At 45.1% G+C, this 25,270-nt stretch carries 29 protein-coding genes, 1 tRNA gene and 1 other RNA gene; 5 read left to right on the plus strand and 26 right to left on the minus strand.

All coding sequences use genetic code 11. The annotated features are described in order from the left end of the window. Nucleotides 1-160 precede the first annotated feature (160 nt). The 7 genes from THMIRH_RS09450 to THMIRH_RS09480 form a co-directional block, all read right to left on the minus strand. Nucleotides 161-3,724: an EAL domain-containing protein gene (locus THMIRH_RS09450; RefSeq protein WP_173291853.1), complete on the minus strand. Its 3,564-nt coding sequence runs from the start codon at nucleotides 3,722-3,724 to the stop codon at nucleotides 161-163. A gap of 8 nt (nucleotides 3,725-3,732) precedes the next feature. Next, entirely contained in the window at nucleotides 3,733-3,990 is a 258-nt protein-coding gene (locus THMIRH_RS09455; protein ID WP_173291854.1) for a circadian clock KaiB family protein, read from the minus strand. A gap of 23 nt (nucleotides 3,991-4,013) precedes the next feature. Beyond that, nucleotides 4,014-4,376 carry a response regulator gene (locus THMIRH_RS09460; RefSeq protein WP_173291855.1) on the minus strand — a complete coding sequence of 121 codons (363 nt, stop codon included), beginning with the start codon at nucleotides 4,374-4,376 and terminating at the stop codon, nucleotides 4,014-4,016. Nucleotides 4,377-4,435: 59 nt separating this feature from the next. Beyond that, nucleotides 4,436-5,938, minus strand: coding sequence for a sensor histidine kinase (locus tag THMIRH_RS09465; protein ID WP_173291856.1), 1,503 nt, complete (start codon nucleotides 5,936-5,938; stop codon nucleotides 4,436-4,438). 4 nt (nucleotides 5,939-5,942) lie between these two features. Beyond that, nucleotides 5,943-6,941 (minus strand): ABC transporter substrate-binding protein, encoded by a 999-nt coding sequence (locus THMIRH_RS09470; RefSeq protein WP_173291857.1) that lies wholly within the window; start codon nucleotides 6,939-6,941, stop codon nucleotides 5,943-5,945. A gap of 116 nt (nucleotides 6,942-7,057) precedes the next feature. Then, nucleotides 7,058-7,134: transfer RNA gene (locus THMIRH_RS09475), tRNA-Pro, on the minus strand. Nucleotides 7,135-7,261: 127 nt separating this feature from the next. Further along, nucleotides 7,262-7,555 carry a BolA family protein gene (locus THMIRH_RS09480; protein WP_173291858.1) on the minus strand — a complete coding sequence of 98 codons (294 nt, stop codon included), beginning with the start codon at nucleotides 7,553-7,555 and terminating at the stop codon, nucleotides 7,262-7,264. A 100-nt stretch (nucleotides 7,556-7,655) separates the two neighbouring features. On the opposite strand from THMIRH_RS09480, the gene THMIRH_RS09485 reads away from it, so the two are divergent. Further along, nucleotides 7,656-8,183 (plus strand): DsrE family protein, encoded by a 528-nt coding sequence (locus THMIRH_RS09485; protein ID WP_173291859.1) that lies wholly within the window; start codon nucleotides 7,656-7,658, stop codon nucleotides 8,181-8,183. A 61-nt stretch (nucleotides 8,184-8,244) separates the two neighbouring features. Next, nucleotides 8,245-8,496 (plus strand): 2Fe-2S iron-sulfur cluster-binding protein, encoded by a 252-nt coding sequence (locus tag THMIRH_RS09490; RefSeq protein ID WP_173291860.1) that lies wholly within the window; start codon nucleotides 8,245-8,247, stop codon nucleotides 8,494-8,496. A 68-nt stretch (nucleotides 8,497-8,564) separates the two neighbouring features. On the opposite strand, the gene recR is transcribed toward THMIRH_RS09490, so the two are convergent. The 19 genes from recR to THMIRH_RS09585 form a co-directional block, all read right to left on the minus strand. Then, nucleotides 8,565-9,158, minus strand: a complete 594-nt coding sequence (gene recR, locus THMIRH_RS09495) for a recombination mediator RecR (protein WP_173291861.1) — start codon at nucleotides 9,156-9,158, stop codon at nucleotides 8,565-8,567. Nucleotides 9,159-9,184: 26 nt separating this feature from the next. Beyond that, nucleotides 9,185-9,514, minus strand: coding sequence for a YbaB/EbfC family nucleoid-associated protein (locus THMIRH_RS09500; protein ID WP_173291862.1), 330 nt, complete (start codon nucleotides 9,512-9,514; stop codon nucleotides 9,185-9,187). Nucleotides 9,515-9,538: 24 nt separating this feature from the next. Then, nucleotides 9,539-11,920: a DNA polymerase III subunit gamma/tau gene (gene dnaX / locus THMIRH_RS09505; protein WP_173291863.1), complete on the minus strand. Its 2,382-nt coding sequence runs from the start codon at nucleotides 11,918-11,920 to the stop codon at nucleotides 9,539-9,541. Nucleotides 11,921-12,050: 130 nt separating this feature from the next. After that, nucleotides 12,051-12,147, minus strand: an RNA gene (gene ffs / locus THMIRH_RS09510) — signal recognition particle sRNA small type. Between the two features lie 79 nt (nucleotides 12,148-12,226). Next, nucleotides 12,227-13,177 carry a LysR family transcriptional regulator gene (locus THMIRH_RS09515; protein WP_173291864.1) on the minus strand — a complete coding sequence of 317 codons (951 nt, stop codon included), beginning with the start codon at nucleotides 13,175-13,177 and terminating at the stop codon, nucleotides 12,227-12,229. Nucleotides 13,178-13,304: 127 nt separating this feature from the next. Beyond that, nucleotides 13,305-13,928: a BMC domain-containing protein gene (locus THMIRH_RS09520; RefSeq protein WP_173291865.1), complete on the minus strand. Its 624-nt coding sequence runs from the start codon at nucleotides 13,926-13,928 to the stop codon at nucleotides 13,305-13,307. Next, nucleotides 13,925-14,539: an RdgB/HAM1 family non-canonical purine NTP pyrophosphatase gene (gene rdgB, locus THMIRH_RS09525; protein ID WP_173291866.1), complete on the minus strand. Its 615-nt coding sequence runs from the start codon at nucleotides 14,537-14,539 to the stop codon at nucleotides 13,925-13,927. The genes THMIRH_RS09520 and rdgB overlap by 4 nt, the downstream gene beginning before the upstream one ends. A gap of 22 nt (nucleotides 14,540-14,561) precedes the next feature. Then, the gene (locus THMIRH_RS09530) at nucleotides 14,562-14,759 is read right to left on the minus strand and encodes a hypothetical protein (protein WP_173291867.1); all 198 of its coding nucleotides are present in this window, start codon (nucleotides 14,757-14,759) and stop codon (nucleotides 14,562-14,564) included. A gap of 11 nt (nucleotides 14,760-14,770) precedes the next feature. Continuing rightward, the gene (locus tag THMIRH_RS09535) at nucleotides 14,771-15,031 is read right to left on the minus strand and encodes a 4a-hydroxytetrahydrobiopterin dehydratase (protein WP_173291868.1); all 261 of its coding nucleotides are present in this window, start codon (nucleotides 15,029-15,031) and stop codon (nucleotides 14,771-14,773) included. Next, a complete protein-coding gene (locus tag THMIRH_RS09540; RefSeq protein WP_173291869.1) occupies nucleotides 15,028-15,576 on the minus strand; it encodes a ferritin-like domain-containing protein in 549 nt (182 codons plus the stop codon). The genes THMIRH_RS09535 and THMIRH_RS09540 overlap by 4 nt, the downstream gene beginning before the upstream one ends. Before the next feature lie 52 nt (nucleotides 15,577-15,628). After that, nucleotides 15,629-15,940 (minus strand): alpha-carboxysome major shell protein CsoS1, encoded by a 312-nt coding sequence (csoS1, locus tag THMIRH_RS09545; protein WP_173291870.1) that lies wholly within the window; start codon nucleotides 15,938-15,940, stop codon nucleotides 15,629-15,631. A gap of 39 nt (nucleotides 15,941-15,979) precedes the next feature. Next, nucleotides 15,980-16,276, minus strand: coding sequence for an alpha-carboxysome major shell protein CsoS1 (gene csoS1, locus THMIRH_RS09550; protein WP_173291871.1), 297 nt, complete (start codon nucleotides 16,274-16,276; stop codon nucleotides 15,980-15,982). A 49-nt stretch (nucleotides 16,277-16,325) separates the two neighbouring features. Then, entirely contained in the window at nucleotides 16,326-16,616 is a 291-nt protein-coding gene (gene csoS1 / locus THMIRH_RS09555) for an alpha-carboxysome major shell protein CsoS1 (protein ID WP_173291872.1), read from the minus strand. Between the two features lie 21 nt (nucleotides 16,617-16,637). Beyond that, the gene (locus THMIRH_RS09560; RefSeq protein ID WP_173291873.1) at nucleotides 16,638-16,910 is read right to left on the minus strand and encodes a carboxysome peptide B; all 273 of its coding nucleotides are present in this window, start codon (nucleotides 16,908-16,910) and stop codon (nucleotides 16,638-16,640) included. Further along, the gene (gene csoS4, locus THMIRH_RS09565) at nucleotides 16,891-17,163 is read right to left on the minus strand and encodes an alpha-carboxysome shell vertex protein CsoS4 (protein WP_173291874.1); all 273 of its coding nucleotides are present in this window, start codon (nucleotides 17,161-17,163) and stop codon (nucleotides 16,891-16,893) included. Before csoS4 ends, THMIRH_RS09560 begins: the two co-directional genes overlap by 20 nt. A gap of 53 nt (nucleotides 17,164-17,216) precedes the next feature. Continuing rightward, the gene (locus THMIRH_RS09570) at nucleotides 17,217-18,611 is read right to left on the minus strand and encodes a carboxysome shell carbonic anhydrase (RefSeq protein ID WP_243831431.1); all 1,395 of its coding nucleotides are present in this window, start codon (nucleotides 18,609-18,611) and stop codon (nucleotides 17,217-17,219) included. A 38-nt stretch (nucleotides 18,612-18,649) separates the two neighbouring features. Continuing rightward, nucleotides 18,650-20,743, minus strand: a complete 2,094-nt coding sequence (locus THMIRH_RS09575; protein ID WP_173291875.1) for an alpha-carboxysome scaffolding protein CsoS2 — start codon at nucleotides 20,741-20,743, stop codon at nucleotides 18,650-18,652. A 45-nt stretch (nucleotides 20,744-20,788) separates the two neighbouring features. Beyond that, nucleotides 20,789-21,133 carry a ribulose bisphosphate carboxylase small subunit gene (locus tag THMIRH_RS09580; RefSeq protein WP_173291876.1) on the minus strand — a complete coding sequence of 115 codons (345 nt, stop codon included), beginning with the start codon at nucleotides 21,131-21,133 and terminating at the stop codon, nucleotides 20,789-20,791. A gap of 39 nt (nucleotides 21,134-21,172) precedes the next feature. Next, a complete protein-coding gene (locus THMIRH_RS09585) occupies nucleotides 21,173-22,588 on the minus strand; it encodes a form I ribulose bisphosphate carboxylase large subunit (protein ID WP_173291877.1) in 1,416 nt (471 codons plus the stop codon). A gap of 535 nt (nucleotides 22,589-23,123) precedes the next feature. Between THMIRH_RS09585 and THMIRH_RS09590 the strand changes: the two genes are divergently transcribed. The 3 genes from THMIRH_RS09590 to THMIRH_RS09600 all read left to right on the plus strand — a co-directional run bounded on the left by THMIRH_RS09590 (nucleotide 23,124) and on the right by THMIRH_RS09600 (nucleotide 25,159). Then, on the plus strand, nucleotides 23,124-23,936 hold the full coding sequence (locus tag THMIRH_RS09590) for a DUF2189 domain-containing protein (RefSeq protein WP_173291878.1): 813 nt from the start codon (nucleotides 23,124-23,126) through the stop codon (nucleotides 23,934-23,936). Nucleotides 23,937-24,041: 105 nt separating this feature from the next. After that, entirely contained in the window at nucleotides 24,042-24,671 is a 630-nt protein-coding gene (locus tag THMIRH_RS09595) for a CBS domain-containing protein (RefSeq protein WP_173291879.1), read from the plus strand. Nucleotides 24,672-24,847: 176 nt separating this feature from the next. Continuing rightward, nucleotides 24,848-25,159 carry a hypothetical protein gene (locus tag THMIRH_RS09600; protein ID WP_173291880.1) on the plus strand — a complete coding sequence of 104 codons (312 nt, stop codon included), beginning with the start codon at nucleotides 24,848-24,850 and terminating at the stop codon, nucleotides 25,157-25,159. The last annotated feature ends 111 nt before the right edge of the window (nucleotides 25,160-25,270 follow it).

A 25,270-nucleotide genomic window follows, 5' to 3' on the forward strand; every position in this document is an offset into this window, starting at 1 on the left:
CGCTTTAAAGAAGAAGGCTGAAGCCTTCGCCCCATGGAGTCCAGAAACTTCCTTCTATAAACCTATGTGATCATAAAAAAACGCTTAAAAATGCCAAAAACTAACCAGGCCTGGTCATTTTTGGCGTTTTTTTGGGCAAAGAAAGAGGTTAAAAATTGCTTTAAGAAAAGGCTAAGGGATTGGTAAAGTGATTGAACTGTTCAATGGACATAGGTTTTGAAACGATGTAACCTTGAATTTCATCGCAACGACATTCCACTAATTTATCCAGTTGAGCTTGGGATTCCACCCCCTCAGCAATCACCCGAATATCCATGGCGTGCAACGCCGAAATAACGGCTTTTACCAGATTATAGTCGCGTTTATCTGAGTCGATGTTACGAATAAAAGAGATATCGAGTTTTACCACATCAAAGGGTAGGTTTTTCAGTAACGCCAACGAAGAATGTCCGGTACCAAAGTCATCCATATGCACTTCTAGCCCCAAAGACTGCATGCGTTCAACTGAGTTTTGAATGCTTTTCAAATTATTCATGAAAGCACTTTCGGTAATTTCTATCCCCAAATAATGGGGGTCGACATCCGAGGTGTTTAACAAATTAGCCAAGTTATCAACAAAATTGGGGTCTAACAATTGAATGGGCGACACATTCACTGAAATGCGCGTTAAGGGTTTGCCTTGTGCTTGCCAAGTTTTGAGCTGCGCTAAAGCCGACTCTAATACCCAAAAACCCACTTTTATAATCAGACCAGAACTTTCCAGTGCTGGCACAAACTGGTCTGGCGAACGCAAAGCACCATCGTAATTCCAGCGTAACAAGGCTTCATAACCAATCACCTGATGACTCTCTATGGCCATTTGTGGCTGATAATAGACTTCAAAATCTTGCTTCTCAAAGGCGCTATACACTTCTGAGTCGAGGGTAAAGGCCTGAAGGGTTTGCACACCCATTTGCGGTTGATACAAGGCGATATGATTCGTTGGCATTTTTTTGGCTTGATACATGGCGGTATCTGCCAAGCTGAGTAGTAAACCCGTATCGGTTGCATCTTCTGGAAAGCGCGCAATCCCGATACTGGGTGAAATATGCAACTCATGTTTACTCAAAACAAACGCTGGCGCAAAACAATCTACGATCTTCTGGGCAAGGGCTAACAACTCCGCATCTGAATTCACACCTTCTACAATCAGGGTAAACTCATCGCCCCCCATACGCGCTAACACATCAGAGGCGCGCACTTGATTTTGAATGCGCTGAGAAGTTTGGATGAGTAATTCGTCACCCACATGATGACCTAGGGTGTCATTGACACTTTTAAACTTATTCAAATCTAAAAACATGATGGCAAAAGGGGTTTTATTGCGTTTGGCACGGGCATAGACTTGCGCCAATTGCATATCAAAATAACTGCGATTAGGCAGCCCTGTTAGAGCATCATAATAGGCCATTTTTTCAATACGCACTTGCGCTTCGTGCAAGTCGGTGATGTCGTGAATCATTAACAAAAAGGCTGGCTCACCTTGCCACTCGGTTTTAGAAACCGTCAACTCGGCTTTGCCAGGTGTTTTGTTGGGGCGCAGAATATCCAGCTCAATTTTCTCTTCTGCCGAGCTGATGGGGATACCAAAACTATTGCCTAATAAAAGGTCTAAAGAACGGTTTAATAATTTTGCTGCTGCGGGATTGGCAAACTGGATAACCCCAGAGGCATTAATCACCATAATGCCCGACTGATTTTTTTCGACCACGGTGGAAAAATAGGTTTGCGTTTGTTGCATGGCTTTTTGGCTTTCTACCACCGCAGTCACATCTATGGCAGAGCCTACATAGCCGGTAATCTCGCCTCTTCCATCATATTCTTTAAAAATATCACACTTTAACTCAAGCCTTGCGCCGCTGGATTTATGGCGCCAAAAAAGCGTAACCGACAACTGTGAATCTTGTGATAACTCAAATTCTCTTAAGCGCATATTCAACTCAAGTTGATCAGCGTCTTGATCCAATAACTGGGCAAAGGGTAATTTTTTAAACGCCTGAACCGGCCAACCGACCAGCTCGGCACCAAACTCATTCATCATGGTCACTTTGAAAGAACCATCCAGTTCAAAAATAACCGCATTCACCACCGCTAAATACTTCTCAGCCTGCTCTTTAGCACTGCTTAATTCATTGCGTATGGCTCGCGCTTCGCTCACATTTGAAATCATGGCTGACACAAAAACTTGCTGATTAAGCTCAAAACTGGATATGGATAGACTCACCCAAATTTTAGAGCCTTTTTTGGTTAAGGCCTCCATTTCTTGAGTAGTGCCCAGCACTGGCCCCTTTTTGGTGATTAAAAACCGTTCAAACCCTTCTACAGCCTTGCTACGGTTTTCCATAGGCACCAGCGTACGGTGCAAATCTATGCCAAATAAGCCGCCCGGTTCGTAGCCAAAAATTTTATGAGCAGCCGGATTGGCAAATTCAATCAAGCCTTTGACATTCATAATCACAATACCTTCTAGGGCTGTTTGCGTCAGCTGTTTAAATTGCTTTTGAGAAAACTCGCTTGAAATCAAGGCATCTTTAAGTTCTTGCGTTAAAGCACTTCTGGCTTTTTCTGAATTAGAAAAGGCTTGACCAACCAGGGTTAATCGACGATTTTGACTGTGCAATATGCCTAAAAAGGCCATTAACAGACCAAGCATGATTAAACCCACCACACTTTCTAGACGATGTTTTTCCCACAACACTTTTAAAGACAAGGGCTCTATAAGTCTGACAAAAGGGGGAATATTTAATGATTCCATTAAACGACGCACTTTTTCGTAATTGGCAAGTGTTGTCCAAGATAAATACCCCAAACTGCCCGGCATTTCGATATTGGGCATCAACAGTAAGGTTGCGGCAATTTGGTCTTTTAAATTAATCGGCACATTCGGCATGGCCATCAAAGCCCATTCAGGATACAGCTCGGTACTTAACAAAAACGGAAAAGTTTGTTTGCAATCCAAAGCACACTCACTGTCTAGCGGTTTTTTTGGCGCCAAAATGGTCAGCTCATTTAGGTTTAACTGGCCTTGTGTTGCCAACTGTTCTAAAACGCCCGTTCTCACCACACCCACATCTGCTAAACCAGACAAAACCGCAAACACCACGCCCTCATGAGTATGGTAATAATGCAATTTTTGCAACTCATTAAAATTAACGCCTTGCTGAGCAAACTCACTTTCTGCGAAAATTTTGCCACCCGCAGACCTAGCGTTGACAAGGCCAATTCGCAGATTAGCGGTTTGACTCAGGTCTGTTAGCTGGGTATTTTCTGAACGCCTAAAAATAACACTGCCCATTTGGCTGAAGCTAACAGAGCCAAAATGTCTTTTAAGGGTCAAAACCCCTGAGAGTTGATATTCATAAGAAAGCTGCAAATACTGCAATGGATTGGTAATAAGGAAGGTAATTTGTTGCTTTTCAACCGCTTCGTTGATTTCAGAAAAGTTTAACGGCAAGAGTTCAAATCGATGCTCGGGGCGTTTTTGTTGCAGATAGGCCAACATAGGTTGCCAATCGGTGCGCGCTTGGGCTTTACCATTAAAGGCCAAAACGCCTATCACAACATTATCTGCCCAAGCAAGCGGCACAGGCGCTATACACAACAGAATGACGCTCAGCGCCAAGAACTGCTTAACCAGTTTTGCCTTTAGCCAGGGCGTCCAACGGGCATTGAGTGAGCGCGTCATTAAATGGCTTATTTAGTCAGCTGTAAAACAATATCATTGAGTTTTGTAAGGTCAATAATCAGTTTTTTTACTGGCTCTGGAAGGTTTCTGATGAGCGTTGGCGTTGCGAAAATATTATTTTCTGCCGCAATCTCTGGTTTTTCCATGACATCAATCAACTCTAAATCCCATGGTTCGATCATATTGGCTTGCAAACTTTCTTTAAAAGCCGCAATTTTGCTTTCGCTGGACTTATTAGCCACATAAAACAGTCTAAATTTATACATAATCACTCCCGGCATTTCAAGCATTATAAATAGGCTGAAACGATTTCGTTAATTTGGTCTAAGGTAATGGGTTTTGCCGCCAATTGAAACTCAATGCCATCATCTCTGACTTGTTCTAGCTCTTTGGTAAATTCTTTTGCAAAAGCCGTTACCACATAAACCGGCACATCTGGATAGAGGGCTCTTAAGGCTCTTAGGGTTTCGACCCCGTTCATTTTGGGCATTTTTAAATCTAAAAACACCAGCGCTGGTGGCCAACCTTGAACCATCTTCATGGCTTCAACACCATTTTCAGCCAGTTTTAGATTAAGCTCAGCAATTCCCTCTAACGCTAATTCAAACGAATCTCTAATAGACTGTTCATCATCCACCACTAAAACATTCATTCTCTTTTCCTCACCATTCTATAAAGACTTTGCCCTTAGGCAAAGGTTACTTAAATTATTCAGGCTGCTTGGCATTGCAAAATCATTTGAAAACAGGCACCTTCATGCGTTGGTGACACCAACAAACGCCCATGCATATCGGCCATTAATTGGGTCGAAACGGCCAACCCCAATCCGGTTCCTTTGCCCACTTCTTTAGTGGTGAAAAACGGATCAAAAATTTTAGACTTAATGGCATCCGGAATGCCACATCCGTTATCACAAATCTCTAAAACCAATTCACTCTCTTGAACAGCGATTCTAAAGGTAATTTTAGGATGCTCCAAAGCTGGCATTTCATTAAGGGCGTCACGGGCATTAACCACTAAATTCAAGACCACCTGCTCTAGTTTATTGGGTTCTCCAAATACTTGGGGCAACTCCATGGGGGCATCGACTTCGGTTTGAATATTAAAGCGTTTTAAATCTGGGTGAACTAAATCAAGCACCAGGGTTAAAACTGGCAGTATATCAAAATAGGTGTTTTCGGTGGTTTCTTGTCGTCCAAACTGCAACATGTTTTTCACAATCTTTTGCAGTCTAGCCAATTCTACTTCAGCTTTTATGAGAATATTTTTGCTTTTTGAATCCTTATCACTCATGGCCTTTTCTACATAGGTCACATAATTCAAAACGCCCATTAAAGGATTGTTCAACTCGTGCGCCACGCCCCCAACCAAAACCCCTAAAGAAGACATTTTTTCGGTCTTCATAAGTTCTACTTGCGTTCTTTTAATTTGCTGTAACAAAGATTCTGCCGCCAACTTAGCTTTTTCGTTTTCGGCTGCCAAACTAGAATATTTTTCAATAGACACCATATTGTCAGCCAAACTGACACGCATTTTTTCTAAGCTGTCAGCCAAGCCACTGAGCTCAACGGTTGACACAGGGCGCACAGGTGCTCCTAATTCCCCTCGACCAAACCTACGAGCATCTGCGGCCAACTGTGCAATGGGTTGACGAATATAGTGCTTCACCCAAAACAATAATCCAATCGGAATAAACCAACCAAACAATAAACCTGCCCACAGCGTATTGCTGTAAAACGCGCTGGTTGCCCTTTCTTGGTCTTCTATGGTTTTTTGAAACAAGCGTGTATGCGCCAGTAAGCGCTGATTAATGGCCAGTAAATTGGTGCTGTTATGTAATTTAGCGGCATATGAACTGTCATTTTGCCCAAAGCTCAACTCTGCCGCTTCTTTTAAGTCGATAATGAGTAAACGAATCATGACTAGACTGGCATATCCCTCTACTTGCGAATATTTTGAAACTAAATTTTCCGCCTGACTCCACTTACTAAACCACTGCTGTTTGGAACGCTCACTTTTGGTTACGGTATATTCAGCCGTTAAAAATGTCAGGTCGGTGGCATGCTCTCTTAATTCATCAGAAAAATGACTTAACTCAGCAAACTTTAATTGTTGATTCCATTGCCAGCTGCCAACCGCAACCAGTAACAGGGTTAAAACCGAGGCACTGAACATTAAAGTCATGATTAAAGATCGGATACTATGCAGTTTCATCAAGCTACTCCATCAACATCACAGCTTGAGGACGGATTTCGAGCAAATAACTCGAATTAATTAAACCCAAAGAATTAAAAACAGTGTCTGCGTTGATATAACCATCTTCTTTGAGCCAATTCACTTCTTGTTCTAGCGTGATTAACATGGCGTGCTCCAAGCTGACATTAAAATCTGCCAATCGCCAATAGGGCGTTAAATCTTCTGTTGACATATCTAAAGCTTGCGCCAAAATGCTTAAGGACTCTTCTGGGTTTAAACGCAAAAATTTCACCGCCTTTATCAAACCCTCTAACAACCCCTTAACCTGCTTAGGCGTTAAATCAGATGGCTTGCCACCCACTAATAAGTCATATTGAATATAGATGCCTGGAAAAGCCAAACTTTTGGTCTGCCCGGGCATCAGCGCCAAAGCTTGCGAAACATAAGGTTCTCGCATAGAAAAAGCATCAATTTCACCCGTCATTAAGGCATTCACCAAGTCATTCGCTGGCATAAATTTGCGGATAACTTGGTCATGCAGTTTTTCAGATGACTCTAAAACGGAGTGCATAAAGAAATGGACCGCTGAATATCGCTGAGTGCCGATGCTGTGTCCTGCCAAATCCTGCAAGGTCTGAATGCCCCTATCAGTTCTCACCACTAGACGATTAACATTCGATGAGCTATAAATTGAAGCGTAGGTGACGAGATTTTTGTTTTTTAAAGAGTTAAAAATGAAAGGCACATCTGAGGTACTGACAAAGTCACAGGCACTGGTTAACAAACAATCGTTCATGGCGACTTTGCCCGATGGGAATACCTTAAAATCCACATCTAAACCCTGCTCTTTAAAAAAACCTTTCTTTTGCGCAATAAACATTAAACCGCTAGAAGGCTGTTTAGCGACTCCAACGGTCACGGGGGTATTGATTTTAATTTCGGTAGACTCGCGCTCACAACCCAAAAGGCTAATCCCTAAGAGAGGCACTATTAAAAGTAACAATCCAAACTTGAGTTTCATCTCACCCTACCTCTTATGTCTAATAGGTTTAGTATAAGTAGTTTTAAGCAATATGAACAATCAAAATATTCGATATTTACCCTAATAAATTCAGCAGATTGTTGTAAAGAAGAAAATGGTCGGAGTGACAGGATTTGAACCTGCGACCACTTGACCCCCAGTCAAGTGCGCTACCAAGCTGCGCTACACCCCGATGTAGATAAGGTTGAAAACCTTAAGAGAATCTCTTGTAGAAAAGAGAGTGCGTATTATAAGTGTAAATTTAGTTTAATCAAGCGTTAAAACAACCCTCTTGTAAGAGCCATCTTTAAAACACTTAATTAATGACCACCTTTGCAGGGCGTTGACACGGGCACTTGAGCACCCCATTCTTCGGGAGAAAAGGTATGTAAAGCCAATGCATGAAACTGCGGCATTTGCTCGGCTAAGACTTGGTAAACTTTTTGATGGCGCTTAACCTTGCTCAACCCCTGAAAAGCCTCACTGACCAGTGTCAATTTAAAATGAGATTCTGTGGCTGGACCTGAATGCATGTGACTTTCGTTATCCAATTGCATAAAGGCAACCGGAAAGTTTTGGGTAATTTGGGTTTCGATTTGTTGTTGTAAACTCATGGTTTCTCAATTTAAAAAAAGCTATCTGAAGCACTTTAGTGTGCAATAAACGCTATAATAATTTTTAAAACGACTCAAGTAAATGCAATCGGAGCGGATTATGTCACTATTTAAATCTATTTCAATCCTTGGACTCAGCTTGGCTTTGCTGGCGCCAATGCAAACTTTCGCCAGCGGAGATGGCAGTACAGCAACTGCTGCTTATAAACTTAAACCGCTCCCAGAAATGCAAGACCCACCAAGCGAACGCTTTCCGGGAGATCCTGCTGAACACAAAGCGGTTTATATGTGGAATAAGTCTGATGAAGCTTATCAATTGGCCATTTTGAATTCAATTCAGGCAATGATTAAGCGCTATGGCGACAATGTTGAAATTGCCGTAGTGGTCATTGGCCCCGGCATCCATGCACTGGCAACCCATCCTAAACGCCCGGTTGACCCTTTGAGTTATGAGCGTATTGAAAGTTTTGCTAAAGATTACAAAGTCCGTTGGATTGCCTGCGGCAGCACCATGAATACCCTTCATTGGTCGGATACGGATATTCGCCCTTTTGCAGAATATGCCGATGTGGGTGCAGCGGCGCTGATGGAACTTCAAGAAGAAGGGTTTAAAGCAATTGTTTGGTAAATTATTCAAATTTAATAAAACAGAAACTCAAGTAAATGATTTAGATAATAAGGAAGGAAAGATGCCTAAGATTACGGTTGTTGGCCAAGGTGAAGTCGAGTTTGATGGTCAATTTTCAATGCTAGAAGCGCTGGATGAAGCGGGATTTGATATGCCTTACAGTTGCCGTGGTGGTAACTGCGGCGCGTGTGAAGTGCGTTTATTGTCTGGCAATGTAGAACACATTCAAGACACCGCCTACGAAACTCGTGGTAAAGACATTTTGACTTGCAGCGTGATTCCGCTGACCGATGTTGAAATAGAATTGATTTAAGTTTTTTTCTTGGCATTAAAAAAGCGGACTTAAAGTCCGCTTTTTTATGGGTCAAAATGCACCAGCGATTAAACGGTTTTACGCCCAGCAAAAGCCTGGCTTAAAGTACCGCTATCAATGTACTCCAACTCGCCGCCCATCGGAATCCCCTGCGCTAACCTTGACACCGCAACCCCAGCGTCTTTTGCCATTTGCTGAATATAGTGAGCCGTGGCTTCGCCTTCCACCGTGGGATTGGTTGCCAAAATCACCTCGGTAATTTCACCCTCAACCAAACGCGCTTTTAAGATATCCAGCCCCAAATCTTGCGGCCCGATGCCATCAATGGGCGACAAATGTCCCATCAACACAAAATAAACGCCTTTAAAAATGCCCGACTGTTCTATTACTGTGACATCTGTTGGATTTTCCACCACGCACAATTCATGTTGCAAGCGTCTGGGCGAACTGCAAATACCACAAACTTCAGCTTCGGTTAAGTCGCGACATTTTGCACAATTACCCACTTTTTCAATGGCTTGTTGTAAAGCATAGGCGAGTTTGTCGCCCCCTTTGCGATTGCGCTCCAGCACATAATAAGCCATGCGCTGTGCCGACTTAGGACCTACGCCTGGCAAAATACGCAGGGCTTCAACCAAGCTATTAATCAACGGACTGGGCATGGAAAATTCCTAGGGTATCAAATGGGCTAAAATGGAAATTTCATGCCAGCAGGTAAATCGATACCACCCGTTAAGCCAGACATTTTCTCAGCAGAGGTTGCTTCCACTTTACGAGAAGCGCTGTTTACCGCAGCGGCAAACAAATCTTCTAGCATTTCTTTGTCGTCCATTAGGCTGTCATCAATTTCAACTTTAATCAATTCATGCTTTCCGGTCATGCGCACTTTCACCATGCCGCCACCTGCTTCGCCTTCCACTTCCATTTTGGCAATTTCGGCTTGCGCAGCTTGCATATTTTTTTGCATATCTTGCGCTTGCTTCATTAAATTTCCTAAACCGCCTTTTCCACCAAACATGTGCTTTCCTTCTTTATTAACGCATTAAATTTGTTCAATCGGTTTAATTGACGACTCAATTAAACGCATATTAAACCGTTTTTGAAATTCTGCGACTCGTTCATCGGCATGGATAGAACTGAGCGCTTGTTGTTGTTTTTGTTGTGCTTGAATTTGCCAATAGGTGGCTGGCGTCATCATCAATTCTGATGCGACTTGCTCCACAAATTGTAACTGAAAATGAGCACCAAATACCCGCTGCAATGCCTGAGTTAAACGCGTCACCGCCAATTCTGTTTTGGCCAACATTTGTCCGGGCGCAACACACAAGGTAATAAATTCAGCGCTGACCGCGACCAAAGCTGACTGGTGCGCCAAAGCCTCTGCCATACCTTCGGGCTTAATTTGCGCTAACAAACTTAACCATTCTTCAATTAAATGACTGCCCTCTGCCGATAGGGTTGGTGGAGCAACGCTGGTGATATTTTCTGCAAGCGGGTTTTCAGTCACCATGGCGGGCTGAGCGCTGGGCTCAAGCATGTCATTTGCGATAACTGGCGCACCCTCTGCAATCGTTTGGGTTTCTGGCACCCCCACGAAGGGTGGATTAAATGGCGGCTCAATCGGCTGTTCAACAGAATTTTGTTGCGGAGCTAAACTGGTCGTTTGTGAATCCTCTTGCGGAACCATTGGCGCAGACGGAGCATCATCGGCATAGGTTTCATCAAACCATGCTGGCGGCTCACCCATATCCGTCACAACTTCTAAATCTTGCGGCGGCGTGGGTTGTGCCACAGCAACAGCTGCAGAAGGCGGTGATGGTGCGGATGAATTAGAAAAACCGCCACCCTTTTGCTTGGCCATCATTGCCGACATTTTGGCACTCAAACCACTCGACATCGGATTTGCATCATACGATTTAGGCGATGAATTTGTCTGAGCAGGCGTTGCTTGAGCGGGGGTTTGCGCAGAACTATTCGGCTTTCCCAGCGTTTGTTGCAACCTCGCATGGAGCGAAGCCAAATGATTGGCATCTTTTTCAACAGGCGTAGGCTCAAGATTAACTGGCGGTACTTCTAATGTTGATGAAACCGTGGGCTGGACAGCTTCTGCAACAGCTGGACGAACAGTGGCGACTGGTGTTTCTGGTGGTGCAGGCATGGTAGGTTTTGCAACCGAGCTGGCTTTTAAATTTTGTAACACTTGCGAGGCTTGCGAAACCGCGGGTGCTGGCGGAGTTTGCGGCGCTGAGCTTGCTGATTTTGGCTCAAAATTAACCAGGCCTGGTTGTTTTTGAGCATTTTCTGAGCCATTTTGCTCATTAAATGCGCTTGGCGTGGAGGCTGAAGGGCTAAACGCCAGCATACGCAACATGGCCATTTCAAAGCCAATGCGTTCATCAGGCGCTAGGCGCATATCTTGTCGGCTGAGCAAAGCAATTTGATAAAACATTTGTATTTGTTGAGGTGATAAATGTTCTGCCAACAACGCCAGTTGCGTTTCATCAATCACCGCCACTTCGCCCAAATTGCCCAATACCTGAACCAAAGCAACCTGATGCAAGGCTTCAATCAATTGCGACAATAATGCGCTGTAATCGACCCCCATGGCCGCCAATTGCTGTAACACTTCTTTCAGTTGCTCGGCAGATTGAGCCAGCAGTGCTTGCAATAAATGTTCAGTAAACTGTTGGTCAACCAACCCCAACATGGCTTGCACCGGCGCAAAACGCACCTCGCCTGCGCCAAAAGCGATGGCTTGATCTAAAATACTTAAGGAATCTCTGGCAGAACCATCGGCACTTTTGGCAATCATGGCTAAAGCCGCTTCTTCAAAAGGAATGGCTTCTTGTTGCAAAATAAAGGCTAAATGATTGGCAATTTGCACCTGCGTTAAACGCATCAAATTAAATTGTAAACAGCGTGATAAAACGGTGACGGGGAGTTTATGCGGATCGGTGGTTGCCAATAAAAATTTCACATGCTCTGGCGGTTCTTCGAGCGTTTTTAACAAGGCATTAAAACTGCTCTTTGACAGCATGTGCACTTCGTCAATCAAATAAACTTTAAAGCGTCCTTGTACGGCGGCATATTGCACATTATCCAACAGCTCGCGGGTGTCATCCACTTTGGTTTTTGAGGCCGCATCCACCTCAATCAAATCCACAAAACGCCCTTCGTCAATCGATTTACAGTTGGCGCAAACGCCACAAGGCGTTGAAGTAATACCGGTTTCGCAGTTGAGTGCCTTAGCAAAAATACGGGCGATGGTGGTTTTACCGACCCCACGAGTACCGGTAAATAAATACGCATGGTGCAGTCGTTGTTGGTCTAACGCATTGCTGAGCGCTTGCATCACATGGGCTTGACCCACCAACTCAGAAAACTTTTTAGGGCGCCATTTACGGGCAAGGACGGTATAGCTCAAAAGACTCTCGCAGAGTTAAATCAAAAGAGCGGTTATTTTAGCTTGTTTAGCCAAACGATAAAAGACAAAGGCAGAGATAGTTGAAAACTAAAGCTGAGTAGACAAATCTAGACAAAGATTAGGGAGGCGACCCTGCCCACCGATCCTCGGCGCACGCAGCCGTTGGTACCGTTGCTACCTTCCGGTCCTGGCGGGGTTCCCAACATAGCGTCGCGAGGGAGCGAACAGAGTCACCATCATAGAAATGCGAATAGGTTTCGCAAGTGGCGCATTATACAGGTGCCGGTAGCAATTGACAAACTTAATTCAATTGCTTTGTAAGTCGATGTAGCCTTGGCCTTTTTCGGTTAAAAAGGTCAAAAACTCTTTGGCTAAAATCGATAATTCTTTACTGGCTGGGTAAACGATATTCCATTGTTTGAGAATGGGAAAGCCTTCAACATCGAGTTTAACGATGGGCATATTGGGCTCACTCAGATTCAGGGCATGCTCGGATACACAAGCGACCCCTAATTCTCCCGCCACACAGTGTTTTACGGCCTCGTTACTTTCTAAAGACAAGCGTTCTTGTACGGTTAACCCTTGTTCTGCAAATAAGTCTTCGATGGCTGAACGAATCCCGGAGCCTTCTTCACGCATTAAAAATGGTTCTTTAGCTAGACGCTTGAGCGTGACTTTTTGACCCGCTAAAGGGTGATTTTTATGAGCAATAATGCACAAAGGATTCGGTGCAAAAGGCACCGAAGTTAAATCTAAATGAGTGGGCGGCACTTGCCCTAAGATGTACAAATCATCTAGATTTTGGTCAATACGCTTATAAATATTTTCGCGGTTGGTGATTTTAAGGCCGAGTTCAATTTTGGGGTATTTTTTGCAAAACTTGCCTAAGGCCAAAGGAGCAAAATATTTGGCGGTGGTAATCACCGACACTCTTAAACGACCGCGCTTCATGCCGCGATAGTCGTCTAATAAAATTTCTAGGTTTGATAAACGCCCAATCACTTCACGGCAGCTACAAGCCACCTGTTCACCCACTTCGGTTAAAAAGATATTTCTGCCAATTTGCTCATACAGTGGCATATCAATCGCTTCGGCCAAACTTTTGACCTGCGAAGAAACCGTGGGTTGCGTGAGATACAACTCTTCTGCTGCACGTGTAAAACTGAGGTTGCGCGCAACCGATTCAAACACTTGAATTTGACGCAAAGACGCATGGCGTATTAAAAAATTAGATTGGCTGGTTTGTGAATCGGGCATTTGACTGCTCCCCAGTTATTAAAGTCAACTTGGCAAGTCCTATAGACTCTCTTGAATGCATTAAATGTAATTTTGACAAAGGAGTCAATCACTCAGAGCTTTAAAAGTTTAAGCAACCCTGAAGTCGTTACATCACATGACCACAAGGCAATCTGGCTAGGGCGTCATTTGCCGCACGAGCGGCTTCGTTGACATCAGCTTCTTTGCCCGCCATGATTAAACGACCATAAGCTCCTACCGCCCTGGCTTCTACTAGGGTGACATTGGCTGCTTTTTCGGCTTCATTCGCGGCATACACAATATAACCTGCTGGCTCGGTTTCCATAATAAACAAACTTTGTCCTGGCAAAATCATGGAGCCTTTGCGGTTATCACGGTTAATCAAGGTGGCGTGGTCAGCGGTGACACCACGAATGATTTCACTCCACATGACTTTACATTGTTGACGCGAAAACTCACTGGTTTGCAGGTGCTGCAAAATGTGCTGACCAGATTCCAACACATCGCTTTGATCACGATGGTGAATCACCATAGAACCATAGGCACGCTCAACCACCTGTTGTGCTAGGCGCACATTGGAAGCCTTAAGTGACACATCTGTTAAGCGATGCACTGCCATACCTGGTGCAACTTCTACCCATAGGCAGGAATCACCCGGTACAGGCAAAAAGCCCATGGATGCTGTACCCATGTAAGAAGCGAGCTGGGGTTGCATCGAATCTAAAAAAATGTAGGTTCTCAGTTGAATCATAGCGCACCGCGTCCTTTCAATTGTTGTAACACCTGAGCCATAGCTTGCGCCCGATGGCTGACTTGTAACTTGCGTGCCAAAGGCACTTCTGAAGCGGTTTTTAATTCACTCGGTAGCCAAAAAATCGCATCGTAACCAATGCCGTGTGATGTTCTTGGCGCGTTTAAAATATCGCCCTGCCAAGTACCGAATCCAAGGATGGGGGTTTCGTCTTTGGCATGAGCCACAAAAGCCACCGCACAAATGTAAGTGGCTTGGCGTTGTTTGACAGGAAGATTGCCCAACTCCGCCAATAACTTTTGTACATTGGCTTGTTCATCTGGTTGACTATTTTGCCCTGTTTGAGCATAGCGTGCAGAATAAATGCCAGGTTTGCCGCCTAAGAAAGCCACCTGCAGTCCCGAGTCGTCCGCAATAGCAGGCAACCCAGTTTTTGCGCTGGCATAACGCGCTTTTTTGAGCGCATTTTCTACAAAGCTTAAGCCATCTTCGTCAACCTGCTCACTGAAAAATTCGGTTTGCAGTTTGACACTATAACCCTGTTCCTTCAAAGGTGGCAGCAGTTCTGCAACCTTATTAGGATTGGCTGTGGCTAAAACCAAGGTTTTCATAGGGCTTTCCTAATCCCAGCGCTCAGTCAGGCCATACCCGTCTGCGCGGGAAAGCTTTAACAACATCGGCAATGTGGGGTGTTTTTGCCGCGGGTGTTGTTTGCATTACCTCTTCAAGCTTTTCCACCAACTCTGTGGTTGTGGTACTGGCTTTGTTGGCAGGCTTGCTGACGACTTTAGTCGGCGTTGTGGGTTTTGCAGTTGTATTTGTCGTTGTCATGACCGACTCCTTTATGAATACTGGGTAACACGATGAAAACCTTCATCAATGCCATGTGCCAGTGCAAAATCTAATTCTTGCAACTCCGCCGCCTGTCCATAAATAATCACCGACACATGACCACGCCCAAAACTGATATTGGGATGGTGATTGAGCAAATCAGCCTGTTCAGCCAACTCATCTAAGAATGAGCGTAACTTTTCAAAAGTGCTAAACTCAAATCTTGCCTCTAAACTGGCAGGACTCTTTTTCATTTTCCATCTTTCATTCATACAAACCCCCTTGTGGGTTGGCGTGATTGCCCGAATTGCTCAAAATATTCGGCGAGCCACCCTCTCACTCTATTTAACTGTGCTTGTTCTTCTGCCAATAACTGGCTGAATAACCCAAAGTCTTCCATGGCACCCATGTTGTGACAAAATTGTGCGGCTTCATCATAAAGTTGAATCAGCGCAATTTCTCGCACTTCACAGCTGTTTAAGGCTTCTACAATATTATGCGACGCTTCTGATGGCGCTAACACACTGCCCGCAGGCAAAGCCCCTTGTGCCACCATTCGGTCGGTAATTTGATTAGCATGCTGAAATTCTTCATTTGCAAGGGTAATAAAGGCTTGCGCATAAGGAATTTCATGACGAAACTTGGCCAAAGAGGCTTGGGCTAGGTAGTGTTGACCTGCCGAAAGTTCTAGACTTAAAGCTCGCCCTAAGAATCCTAAGATTCTAGAATGGGTGGTCGCCACATCCGTATGGGCAAAGCTAGGATAAGCCGCTGAACCTGGCATTACACTGCCTTGCATTCTTGGTTGATATCGCATTGTTTAACCCTCCCCTTATCGAAGAGAGAAGCACTTGAATGCTTCTCTCACCTTATAGTCTGGTGGCCGTACCAGAAGAAGACACCTGAAGTACAGGTTCCACTTCTTTGTGAGGACGAGCAATAATGTGCGCTGCAACCAAACCATCACCAACGCGTTCGCAAGCATCGGCTCCGGCACGCACCGCCGCATTCACCGCACCGGTTTCGCCACGCACCATCACAGTGACATAACCACCACCAACAAATTCACGGCTAACCAAGCGCACTTCCGCCGCTTTGGTCATGGCATCTGCCGCTTCAATCGCAGGGACTAAACCGCGGGTTTCGATCATTCCTAAGGCAATTCCATATTCTGTACTCATGGGTCTTCTCCTAATGCTTAAATTGGGTCTTTACTAAAATTATTCTTTGGCCGCGATGGTCAAAACTGGCTCCACTTCTTTGTGTGGGCGAGCAATGATGTGCGCTGCTACTAAACCATCACCAACGCGTTCGCAAGCATCGGCTCCAGCACGCACAGCTGCGTTTACCGCACCTGTTTCGCCGCGTACCATGACAGTGACATAGCCGCCACCCACAAATTCACGGCTGACTAAACGCACTTCTGCGGCTTTGGTCATCGCATCAGCGGCTTCAATCGCAGGGACTAAGCCACGGGTTTCAATCATTCCTAAGGCAATTCCGTATTCGTTGCTCATGGGTTTTCTCCTTTCTCTTCTTCGGTCTTTAAAAATTTAATTTTTTAAGTTACTTTACGATCGTTAAGATGGGCTCTAACTCGTTGTGTGGGCGTGCAATAATGTGCGCTGCAACCAATCCATCACCTACGCGTTCGCAAGCATCTGCACCCGCTCTTACCGCTGCGTTGACTGCGCCTGTTTCGCCACGAACCATTACCGTGACATAACCGCCGCCAACAAATTCACGGCTGACCAAACGAACTTCTGCCGCTTTGGTCATGGCATCTGCTGCTTCAATTGCAGGAACCAAACCGCGTGTTTCAATCATGCCTAAAGCAATTCCGTAATCGTTACTCATAGCGTGTACTCCTTTCCAAGTTTATAAAATGTTTGTGCTTTCATCTTTATCCGTTTGCCAACCATCTATGATGCCAGCAACCGTTAAATCGGTTAGTAAACGGTCATCGCCTGCTGCGCTTCTGGCAGCTGAGTTGGCTATGGTAAAAACCCAATCGCCTGGCTTAACCCCTATGGGATCCATGGCCACCAAAGTGGCGCCGGATATACTGTCTAAAACTTTAACGGGCAAGTGCCCCAATCCATCTAAACGGGAAGTTAAGGTTAAGTGACCTCTAACTTGGTGTATTTCCATGGTTAGCTACCTCCCATTTATCTATGATTCCTACGATGGTTAGGTCACTGGGATAACCTTTGGTGCCTACTGCATCTCTGGCAGCCGAACTGCCGACGCATAACACCCAGTCACCCGGTTTGCAGCCGACCGGATCAACCGCAACTTGCGGCGTGCCACCGTCCTTCTCAACCACCACCAATAGAGGTTTGTGCTCCATCATGGCAATGCGATTGGTCGACACGAGGGTTTTTTCTACTTTAAATATCTTCATGTTTTGCCCTCCTTTTACCTTTTAATTGACCTTAAACTTATTGTAAAAACCGTTTAAAAATGACCAGGCCTGGTTGTTTTTAGCCTTTCTGCGGGCTTTGCTTGGCTGTAATCTCTTAAAGTACACAAGCTTATTAACTGCCCTTTGGCCGACAACTCTGGGTAACGCGCATGCAGTGCTGTTTCAAGTCTGATGGCTTTGGCTTGGGCTCTGTCTCTTGAGCCTGGCACTTTGCCATCATAATCACAGCGAATCACCACAGGGATGGGTAAACCTTTTGGCAACTGGATCGATTTGAAGATTTTGATGCCCACATCTATGTCTGCCGCGCCTTCTTCGATGGTATCCATAAATCCATAGTAAGTCAGGTTGCGCAGTTGCACTTCTTCAAACCCATTGCCTATCCCGATAAAACGCTCTGCATGACCTATGTCTGCATACTGCCCTTGCTCATAGTCTTTGACATAAGCAATCTGCGAAAAGTTGTTACCGATTAACCAGGCTAACAAACCTTTCATAGCCGCTTGCGGCGCTGTGGAGCTGCGGTCTTCATTACACGCATTCAAGGCAGATTCGATAACCGCTTGTGCTTGTGTTGCGTTCATACCCAAGGTTTGCTGATAGAGGGCTTGAGTTTCAACATAACGCCCTAAACAGGTTTTGCCTTGCGCATTCGGAACATGCACTTTCAAGCTGTCATCATCGGTATTTAGACCTATTAACAGAGTCTGTACCGATGCGCCACAACCAAAACGATTCTCTATGGCTTGGCGAAAATCTTTTAATCGCTCCAGCGCCGCTTGCGCTGCTTTGGCATCATCACTGCCATGTGCCGCACATCCTTGGTGATGCGGATCCGACTTGGAATAGTGATATACCGCTATTTTTAAATATTGGGTGGGTTCCGCCGCTGAGTTGGGCTTGCCTTCTCTAAAGCGACTGTGTTCTACAAACACCCAATTACGAACACTTTCACTGACATCAAATAAAGCACCTGCATGGGCTTTTCTGCGTGCCGATGAATAAGGTAATCTCAAAATATAGCTGATCACATGCGCTAGGCGTCCATCCGCACAGGGGGCAATACCCACCGCATGAAATCCAGCTTTTCTAAATTGGCTTTCTGCCGAGTTTTTGGCTTGACCGTTTAACGGATCTTGCGTAAAAAACTCATTAGAAAGCGCCATAAATTGGTCAAAGAAACCTTGGGCATACACATGAGGCGTTGGGTTACCCAACCCTAAATCATCAAACCCTTTTTTAATGCGAGTTTCGTATGCACGCAAGGTGGCGTTTTGGTTCAAATCTACAAGAGCATGGGCTTGAGCCGAGCTGTCTGCATTCATTAAAGCCGGCTTGGCGTGAGTTGAGGAGACCGCACGCAAATGAGCTTTAGGTTGAATAGGCATCCAAAACAAGGACTTTTCACGCATATTCTTTTTTAACATGACTTGAACCTTTCTTTTGACCGTTAAGTAAGTTTAAATTAAGCTCTAGCTCCGCCCGAAAGCGTCACCTTTGCACCGCTATCACTGTTGCCAGATGAACCGGTAATTGGGCTCATCGGAATATCGGCCGTAGTACTTGGACGATAATTGGCTGCACTGGCTGCGGGTTGCATGCCGCGACCTTTAATAGATGGATTTCTTGCTGTTGCAAAAGGGCCATCCGTTCCAGTCACTTTGCTACCTCTATCCCAACCATCACCTGTGATTTTTGACACCTCAGGTTGTGCTGGCATAGCGGCTTGCATAGGTGAAGCCATGGGTGCCATTGGCGCAGTTGGCGCAAAACGATTCACAATCGGGTCTGCTGCCATCATCACTGGAAAATCAGATTCTCCAGGTTCTGCAGCATTTGCGGTTTGACACATCATGCCCACTTGGTCTACGCCATGGTAATGCGTGCCGGTAACCAATTCACAAGCCCCCTTTTGAGCGCCTGTTAAACCTTGCATACCCGGTTGAGTGCCACTGATGGCTTTGCCACCCATGCCACTGTTTTTCATCACCGAAGGTTGTCGACTTTGCATTTTGGCTAAATGTTCTGTTGAACAGCTTTGTGCAAAAGTTTCCATACCCATGTAAGGTGTGCCAGTCACTGCTTGACAAGAACCAGCTTCTGAACCTGTTGCACCAGACACTTTGCCTGCTCTTTCACCACTGACCAACTGACTGGCTGCGGTAACCGATTGCGCAACTTTGGTTGGCATCACTTTGGGTAAAGAGGTTTGGCAAACTTGCTCAACTTCTTCACGCCCTTGATAACCAGTGCCTGTCACATGCTTACAATAACCAGATTCATCACCGGTCACTGCCAAGCCGCGCCCTACCTGTGTACCCGTTGTCTTATTACCTGCAAAGGTTGAAGACTCGGCCACTTTAGTGGGTGCCTTGGCGGGTTTATTCGCATTTCTGTTGGTAAACACCAAACGGTCTGCACCGGTTACTGATGAAGTTGAAGCATCATTGAGTAAGCGATTACCCAAGTTGGTTCTTTCAGTGACCTTGGCAGGTGCTGCTGGCACATTACCTGGCTTTTGACAAAACAAACTGCTTTGATCGGCCGGTAAATATTCTGTGCCAGTGACCGCTTGGCATTGCCCTGCTAAATCTCCGCTAACTGACTTGTCGCGACCCACTTTCGTACCACTGATGGTTTGACCACGCGTGGTTTGGGTTTGAGTTACTTTAGCGGGTGCTGCTTTAGGCTGTGTACTACACCCTTTAGCAAAGGTTTCAGCGCCCAAATATTCTGTGCCTGTTACCCCTTTACACAATCCTGCTTCTAAACCTGTCATTTTTTCAGTGGCTAAAGATGCCCCTGAAACGGCTTGTCCGCTTAAGGTTTCTGAGAAAACAACCTTTTCCGGAGCCGGTCTTTTGCGAGACTGACGACGGTTGTCTGTGCTGTCTGCCGACACGGCTGAACAACTTTTTTTGCCTTTTGAGCAACGCTCGGCACGCACTTGGCGAGCAATGTCGCGGGTACTGGCATCTGGGTTTGACAACTTGGCCATGGCCCCAGATTGTCCGGCAATTGACTTATAAGCCTCTTGCGCGGCACGGCCTTTACCTTGCGCTTGTCGCCAAGCTCTTGCCAATTTACGACCCATTGCGGTTTCAGAAGTTTCAGATTTAATGCCTTTGGGTTTATCCTTAGACTTATCTCTGGTTCTGTCGCTGCGAGGCGTTAAGCTCCCTGAGTCGCCTGTTGAGGCTTCTCGAGTGCTTGGCAAAATCGGCTCTGGTTTCGGTTTGGTGCGTGGCTGTGGACGGTTTGCACCGTTTGCACTGCTACCACTGCTTGCCGTTCCTTTAACCTGCTGTTGTCTGCGTTGCTTGGCGGCTTCACGCCCCTCGGCAACGACAACAGCCTTACCAGCTTGTGCTTTACGCTCGGGAGAAACCTGTAAAAACGAAGCGGATGAAGCGACGGTTTCTACGGGCTTTTCAATGGGCTTTTCAGCTGGCATTGGCGCCGCCATGGTTTCTTGCGGTGCCGCAGCACTGGCAAGATGTCCACGACGGTGAGCCATGGCTCTAGCGCGTCCGTTTAAGGCGGTTGATGATGTACTCATACGATTTGCCTCCCTTAAAATCTTCGATAAAACTGTGGTTAAAACTTACATCCCTCTTGGACGATAAACCACAAAGTTATGTCCTTGACACTGGGTGTAGTTGTCATAACCTATGACGCGAATCAAATGGTCTGGGTAAGCTTGACGACACGCCTCAACTTCTGCCAATACCAGATTAGGGTCACGCATACCGAAGAATGGAAGCTTCCACATACCCCAGTAATGTTTTGAAGCATTCACGGGTTCTTCGTGTTCTAAGGCTGGCGTCCAGCCTTGGTTAATAATGTAGACAATTTGGTCATACACTTCGTCCGCAGTTAAAGGCGGTAAAAACGAAAAGGTTTCTAACGTATATTGCGTGCGGTAATCATCAGTTTGAATATTTGCCATGTTTAACTCCTTAATCTAATGAATATGTCGATGGATTAATTAACGAACATCGAGCTTGTCAACTGTGTCAAATTCAAACTTGATTTCTTTCCAAGTTTCCAATGCCACGGCTAATTCTTTACTGTGTCTGGCCGCTTCACGCAGAATGTCTGAACCTTCTCTTTCTAGGTCACGACCTTCGTTTCTAGCCTTAACACACGCTTCTAATGCCACACGGTTTGCTGCTGCACCCGCTGCGTTACCGCCTGGGTGACCTTGTGTTCCGCCCCCAAACTGGAGTACTGAATCATCACCAAAGATAGATACCAACTGTGGCATGTGCCATACATGGATACCACCCGATGCAACGGCAAATACGCCTGGCATTGAGCCCCAATCTTGGTCGAAGAACACACCACGCGAGCGATCTTCTGGTACAAATGATTCACGCAACTGGTCAACAAACCCTAGAGTTGATGCTCTGTCACCTTCTAACTTCCCTACAACCGTACCAGTATGTAAATGGTCACCACCTGACAAACGCAAACACTTAGCTAAAACGCGGAAGTGAATACCGTGTCTTGGGTTACGGTCAATTACCGCGTGCATGGCACGGTGAATGTGGAGTAATACGCCATTCTTACGACACCATTTAGCCAGTGAAGTGTTAGCACTGAAACCAGCGGTTAAGAAGTCGTGCATGATGATTGGCATGCCTAATTCTTTAGCAAACTCAGCTCTTTCTAGCATTTGTTCGCAATCTGGTGCCGTTACATTTAAGTAATGCCCTTTACGCTCACCGGTTTCTTGGGTTGCCTTGTGAACGGCTTCTGCCACAAACTCAAAACGGTTCTGCCAGCGTTGGAAAGGTTGCGAGTTGATGTTTTCATCATCTTTGGTTAAATCTAAACCACCACGCAAACACTCATAAACAGCACGACCATAGTTTTTAGCCGATAAACCTAGTTTTGGTTTGATGGTTGCACCCAACATTGGACGACCATATTTGTTTAACTTATCACGCTCAACCTGAATACCACTTGGTGGTCCCATACAAGTTTTGATGTAAGCAATTGGGAAACGAATATCTTCAAGTCTTAAAGAACGAACCGCTTTAAAACCAAATACGTTACCAACCAAAGAAGTTAATACGTTTACAACAGAACCTTCTTCGAATAGATCTAGTGGGTAAGCGATGAAAGCGTAGAATGCTTCTTTATCGCCAGGCACTTCTTCTATACGGTAAGCACGGCCTTTGTAAAATTCCATGTCTGTTAATAAGTCAGTCCATACGGTGGTCCAAGTACCGGTTGAACTTTCTGCGGCAACCGCAGCGGCTGCTTCTTCTCTAGGGACTCCGGCTTGCGGAACCACTTTGAAACAAGCCAATAAATCTGTATCTAGCGGGGTATAGTCTGGGGTCCAGTAAGTCAGTTTGTAATCCTGAACACCTGCATCAAAAGTTTTTGCTGCCATAAAATTGCTCCTTTAGTTGTTTGGAGTTGAATTGAATTCGAGCTCAATGTTATAGAGGTCAGCATGTATTGACTAATTGAATGAAAAGATAGGTAGGATTGAGAATTATCAATAGGTGGGCATTTTCATCATGCTAACCACATGATTTTTATGAGTTTAATATGTAAGATAAAAAACCTTAAAATTTGTAATAAACCTTAAAAAAAACGCTATTTTTTTCAAAATTTAATTTTTTTGTATAGATATTTGCTTTGGGCGCTCTCAAAATTTAACCAGGCCTGGTTAAATTTTGCCTGCTTTTTGGGGTGAAATTCAGGTTTTAGAAAGAGTACCTTCAAGGTTTCTAAAATATCATAAATAACTGATAGTATTGAATTATTCACTCAAGCAAATGTCATTCATTGAAAACATCAATGGCAATAACCTAGTATTTTAGTCAGGAATTGTTATAGTAGAGTCAAACTTAAAGTGATACAAAGAAGTTTCCTTTAAGACCTTTATCTATACAAACATTGCATAATGACTGGAGGTTATCATGTCAACAACTGTATCTACTTCACACACACACCTGCACCTAACTGAAAGCGGTGAACACTTGGTTTCTCATGATGCCAAATATTCAGATATAGGTCGTTGGTTAAGACAGGGCTGGATGGACATGGCACATGCGCCAGGTGCGTCTTTATTTTATGGTTCAATCATGGCTTTGTCTGTCGCCCTGGTGTATTTTTCTTTTATCGCCGAACCCCTCATGATGTTTAAAGTGGCCACTTTCTTTGTGCTGTTGTCGCCTTTTTTAGCCACAGGACTTTATTATGTGGCGCAACAGCTTGAACAAGGCAAGCAACCTTCCCTTTCAGCCTCTTTGGTTGCCTGGCGACCCAATGTTGGGGAATTTGCGCTGTTCGCAGTCGCTTTAGGTTTGGTAATTGCTATTTGGGCCAGAATAACGCCTATGATTGCTGCGGTCGTTAAATCCAACAGCTTGCTCATTGTTGACCCCAATGCTGGACTAATGGGCTTTTTAAGCTCAGACGCAGGCTTGAGCTTTTTAGCTTACTTTATGATTGGCGCTGTGATAGCAACCGCTTTTGTATTTACCATCAGCGTGGTGACAATTCCATTATTACTGCGTGACAACAATATTGGCGCAGTACAAGCGATGATTATCAGTTTCCAAGTGACCATGGAAAACAAAGGCGTTATGGCAGTTTGGGCGCTTACTGTTGGCGCGCTAGTAACCTTAGGTTTGGTGACTTTCGGCCTAGCCATGTTAATTGTGATGCCACTGCTCGGTTACGCCAGCTGGCATGCATTTAATGATTTGGTTGAGATTAAAGAATCCTAAAACTGATTTCTTTTCTAAACCATAAATAACCCTCTCGGTTCGCCGAGGGGGTTTTTTTATTGCCGTAGCATGCTAAGATTCAAAAACGACTTGGAGGATTGCTGTATGTTTGCCATTTACAATATTGAAGGACGCCGTTTTAGAGATAATCTTGAAGCCTTAAAACGCGTGCGTTCGCCGCATGCCAATGAAGCGGTGGATGTGCACACCAATATTGCACAAGACGAAACGGTGATCGTGCAGGGTTTAAAAACTGAACCTGTTAACAGCAAAGGGCTAGACGCCTATCGCAAGATGTTGCATCTTAATGAGCGGCAGCCTATTTTTCATGCGTATCAACTCATGAGCCATCCTGTGGTCACCTTACCGCTGGACTTACCCATTCAAGACGCTTATCAAATGCTGAAAAAGCATGACTTTAATCAAATGCCCGTCAGCAATTCGCAGATGCAATTGGTGGGCATGGTTACCTTAAATAATTTGTTGGCTTTTATTATTGATGATGGCGAGCGGGTTTCGTTTGTGACCAATAAAACGGTTAAAGATGCCATGAGCCCAGAAGTGATTACCGCCGACCCTGTATCGGATGTGCGCCGCATTGCCAATGTAATGGTTGACTATGATGTGACCAGTGTGCCGATTGTGAATGAGCAAGATCATTTGGTGGGCATCGTCACTCGCACGGATTTGCTCAAAGCCATGCTAAAAGATCCGCCCCTAAGCTTGTGGGGGTAAACCGCTTAGAAGGCTAAAGCCTTCGCCCCACTTAACCTTGCTACTATTGCGGCATAGGTTGAGCCTAGCTTCCATAGACAACTCTCGCAGTGTGCTATCGGAAAATCCTATTTTTATCTATGGAATACCGTCTCTATAATCGAAGTCGTCAACTGACTATTTTAAGGAGACACATCATGCCATTACCCTCATCTTCAACTCAAGCAACCTTAGCGCAGTCGCCTAAGGCCTTAACACAACCAGCTCAAAGCCAACCCAAAATTGTCGAGTTTGTGCAAAAAGAAGTCGACATGATGCCCGGTCAATGGCAAGAAGCGGGCAATCCTACGCCCTATGAGCTCAGAACAACCATCGCCACTTGTAAGCGCTTTTGGCACATGAATCAACAGGCTCTCAAACACCCTGATTGTGATCAAGCAGTCACACGCGAAAATATTAAGCGCCTAGAATGCTTATACATCAACCTTATGGATTATCTAGTGGAATAGACGGGTGGAATAAAACCATACCAGCCAAGGACACAACAAACCCCGCTCTGCGGGGTTTTCTTTTGGAAAGTTGCCGATTGAGCAATTGACGAAACATAGCGATTAATTTTT

Origin of the sequence: Thiosulfativibrio zosterae, assembly GCF_011398155.1 — a bacterium.
In the GTDB taxonomy this organism is placed as follows: domain Bacteria; phylum Pseudomonadota; class Gammaproteobacteria; order Thiomicrospirales; family Thiomicrospiraceae; genus Thiosulfativibrio; species Thiosulfativibrio zosterae.